This window comes from Nonomuraea sp. NPDC003201, assembly GCF_053590415.1.
Window position 1 is genome coordinate 1 of the sequence record NZ_JBSFTC010000630.1, and the last position, 2,960, is coordinate 2,960.

The window sequence follows — 2,960 nt, forward strand, 5'->3', positions numbered from 1 at the left end:
ATGCCCGGCATCGCCGGGATGAAGGAGTACGTCGTCGGAAAAGCCGACGCCGAGGGGCCGGAGCGCAGGCCCGCCGCGGCCGGCCACCTCGGGGGCCCGGTGCTCGTACGGGGTGCTCAGCACGACCGTGGTGCGGGTCGAGACGTTGGCCGAGGCGCGGATCTGCTGCAGCAGGTCCTCCAGCGCCGTCGGCGAGCCCACCCGGACCTTGAGGATGTAGCTCTCGTCGCCCGCCACGCTGTGGCACGCCTCGATGGCCGTCAGGTGGGCCAGCCGCTCGGGGGCGTCGTCGGGCGCGGCCGGGTCGATCGGCTTGATCGACACGAACGCGGTCAGCGGCAGCCCGACCGCCTCATGGTCGATGATCGCGGCGTATCCGCGCACGACCCCGCGCTTTTCCAGGCGGCGTACGCGCTGGTGCACCGCCGAGACCGAGAGCCCGGTCTCCCTGGCCAGGTCGGTGAAGCTCATGCGGCCGTCGCGGGCGAGCAGCGTGACGATCCGGCGGTCGATCTCCTCCATCGCCAAAAGGTTAGCCGGTCATGGTCACGACATGGTCCCGACGGGCGAGGCCCCCATGCGCATCGCGTGCTCGACGAGCGTGATGAGCACTTCCCGGCCCGAGTCCTTCTTGCGGGCGTCGCAGCGCACGATGGGGATGTCCGGCTCCAGGCCGATCGCCGAGCGCACCTCGCCGACCGTGAACGGCCTCGAGCCCTCGAAGCAGTTGAGCGCCACGATGAACGGCTGCTCGCGCTTCTCGAAGTAGTCGACGGCCGGGAAGCAGTCGTCGAGGCGGCGGGTGTCGGCCAGCACGACGGCGCCGAGAGCGCCCATGGCCAGCTCGTCCCACACGAACCAGAACCGCTCCTGGCCGGGCGTCCCGAACAGGTAGAGCATGTAGTCGTTGGCGATGGTGATGCGGCCGAAATCCATGGCCACGGTGGTGGTGAGCTTCCTCTCGACGCCCGACAGGTCGTCGACGTGGGTCCCTACCTGGGTGAGCGCCTCTTCCGTACGCAATGGCCGGGTTTCGGACACGGCACCGACCATGGTGGTCTTGCCCGCACCGAAACCACCCGCGATCAGGATCTTGATCGCTGTCGGCAGCCGCCAACGGTCAGAGCGACCGAATTCCATCCAGCACCGCCTGTACCTCTCCCGCGCATGCACAACCCCGCCCCTGAGGTGCCGTGGTCAGTGGTACCTGTCAAGGTGTATTGAGAAGGTCGCTCCACATGCCTGGCATCCAGACACCCTAGCAACGCCACATTTTCCACTCAAGCCGCAATCTTTTACAAGAATCAAAATGTCACGGTTTGTCGTGCGACGCGCTCTTATTCGCGGATCTGACGGTCAACGTGTCAAGCCAATGTGTCAGGTAATCCGACAAGCACTTTAACGGGCCGGTCCTCAGCCCGAAATACCGACGAAACCCGCGTTGAACCCTATCTGTCTGCGCAGGTAGGCGGCGGTGCGGGGGCTGCCGGCCCGTACCGGCTCGATGAGCCCGGCGGCCTCGCGGGCCAGGGCGGCCATCGCCCCGACGACCTCGGCGCGGCTGACGCCGAGCGCCAGGACGTTCAGGTCGCCCCAGCTCATGTCCCTGCGGTAGGAGGCCACGTCGCCGAGCAGGTGCAGGTAGCGCTGGACCTGCCTGCTGACCGCCCGGAGGTCGTCCAGATGGGTTCTGGCCCAGTCGTCGGCGGTGTAGATCCAGTGCGAGACGTCCACGAAGCACGAGCCGCGGCTGTCGGCGTTGTCGAGGAAGCGCTCCAGCGTCAGCACGGCCCGCGTGTCCCGCCACGCCCAGGCCCTGCCCATGCCGGTCAGCGTCTCGGCGAGCTGGTCGCGCCAGATCCACCGCAGGTCGTCGAACTCCTTCACGGTGCCCAGCTCGTCCCGCAGGTCGGCCAGGAACCGGGTCGCCGCCGAGCGGGGCACGGCGCCGTCGGCGACCGACAGGCATTCGCGGATCAGCCGGTCTACCTGCTCGCGGGTGGTGGCGGTGTGGTCCACGAGACGGTCCACGGCCAGGACCCACAGGGCGGCCCGGTTGGCCACCTTCAGGTGCTCGGCGCTGGCCCAGGGGGCGCTGAAGGCCGTGGACAGGGTCAGGGTGGCGTAGGACTCGGCGCCGAAGGCCGCCACGGGGAACAGCCCGCTGTACATCTGGGCGCAGCGCCGCAGGTCCCTGCCGCATTCGGCGGCCAGCGCGCACGTCCTGCCGAGCTCGAACGCCTCGTCCAGCTCGTCGTCCGGCATCCTAAGGCCGCTCGATCAGCTCGCGGATCATGGGCGACCGTCCCCCAAACCCCGATATCCATCTGTTAGGGAATTGTTTCATGATCGCGCGCTTCCCATCAATGGCCCGTTCAGCCTGCCCCGATGGCGATGAACGACACGTCGTCGCCCCTGGCCCGGCAGAGCGCCTCGGCCAGGCCGAGCCCGCGGCGCAGGCCGTCGTGCAGGCCGAGCATGACGGGCACGGCGGTCTCGTCGTTCACGGGGACGACGCTGGCGACGATCCCGGCGGTGCCGAGGCGGAGCAGGGCGGTGGCCAGGCCCAGCAGCTCGTCGGCGCCGACGGCCGCCATCTGGCCGGAGTCGCAGCTCGACAGGACGAGGTGGTGGGGGGCGCGGCGCAGGCGTTCGAGGTCGTAGCCGGTCAGGGGGCCGTCGTCGAGGTGGAGCGAGGAGAACAGCGGGCTGTCAGCCCTGAACGTGCCGTGCGCGGCCAGGTGGGCGAGCAGGCTGCCGTCGATGGCCGCCAGCACCGCGGGCGCGGTGGACCGCCCCGCCTCGAGGAGGGACACGTCCCAGGGCACGTCCCAGGGCACGTCACTGTCGGGCTGGGCGTACAGGCCGGCGATCTCGCGCACCTCGCGGTCGGCGTGGGCGACGCCCGGGCCGCGGACGAGGACGATGCGGCCGCCGTCGGGGCGCGGCGCCGACCTGGC

General features: G+C 69.8%; 4 protein-coding genes. All 4 read right to left on the reverse strand.

Features of this window, described 5'->3' with window-relative positions; genetic code table 11:
• The coding region (locus ACWDX9_RS61940; RefSeq protein WP_449973221.1) for an Lrp/AsnC family transcriptional regulator at positions 1-522 on the reverse strand (522 nt) is incomplete at its 3' end.
• Positions 523-546: 24 nt separating this feature from the next.
• Positions 547-1,140 carry a GTP-binding protein gene (locus tag ACWDX9_RS61945; RefSeq protein ID WP_350734616.1) on the reverse strand — a complete coding sequence of 198 codons (594 nt, stop codon included), beginning with the start codon at positions 1,138-1,140 and terminating at the stop codon, positions 547-549.
• A 273-nt stretch (positions 1,141-1,413) separates the two neighbouring features.
• Positions 1,414-2,265: a terpene synthase family protein gene (locus tag ACWDX9_RS61950; RefSeq protein ID WP_449973222.1), complete on the reverse strand. Its 852-nt coding sequence runs from the start codon at positions 2,263-2,265 to the stop codon at positions 1,414-1,416.
• Between the two features lie 110 nt (positions 2,266-2,375).
• Positions 2,376-2,960 (reverse strand): CHAT domain-containing protein (locus tag ACWDX9_RS61955; RefSeq protein ID WP_449973223.1); only part of this gene is annotated, 585 nt, incomplete at its 5' end.

What these genes read in the sequence shown, in the direction of transcription:
- ACWDX9_RS61945 (WP_350734616.1), bottom strand. Translation starts at nt 1,140, where the DNA reads ATGGAATTCGGTCGCTCTGACCGTTGGCGGCTGCCGACAGCGATCAAG.
- ACWDX9_RS61950 (WP_449973222.1), bottom strand. Translation starts at nt 2,265, where the DNA reads ATGCCGGACGACGAGCTGGACGAGGCGTTCGAGCTCGGCAGGACGTGC.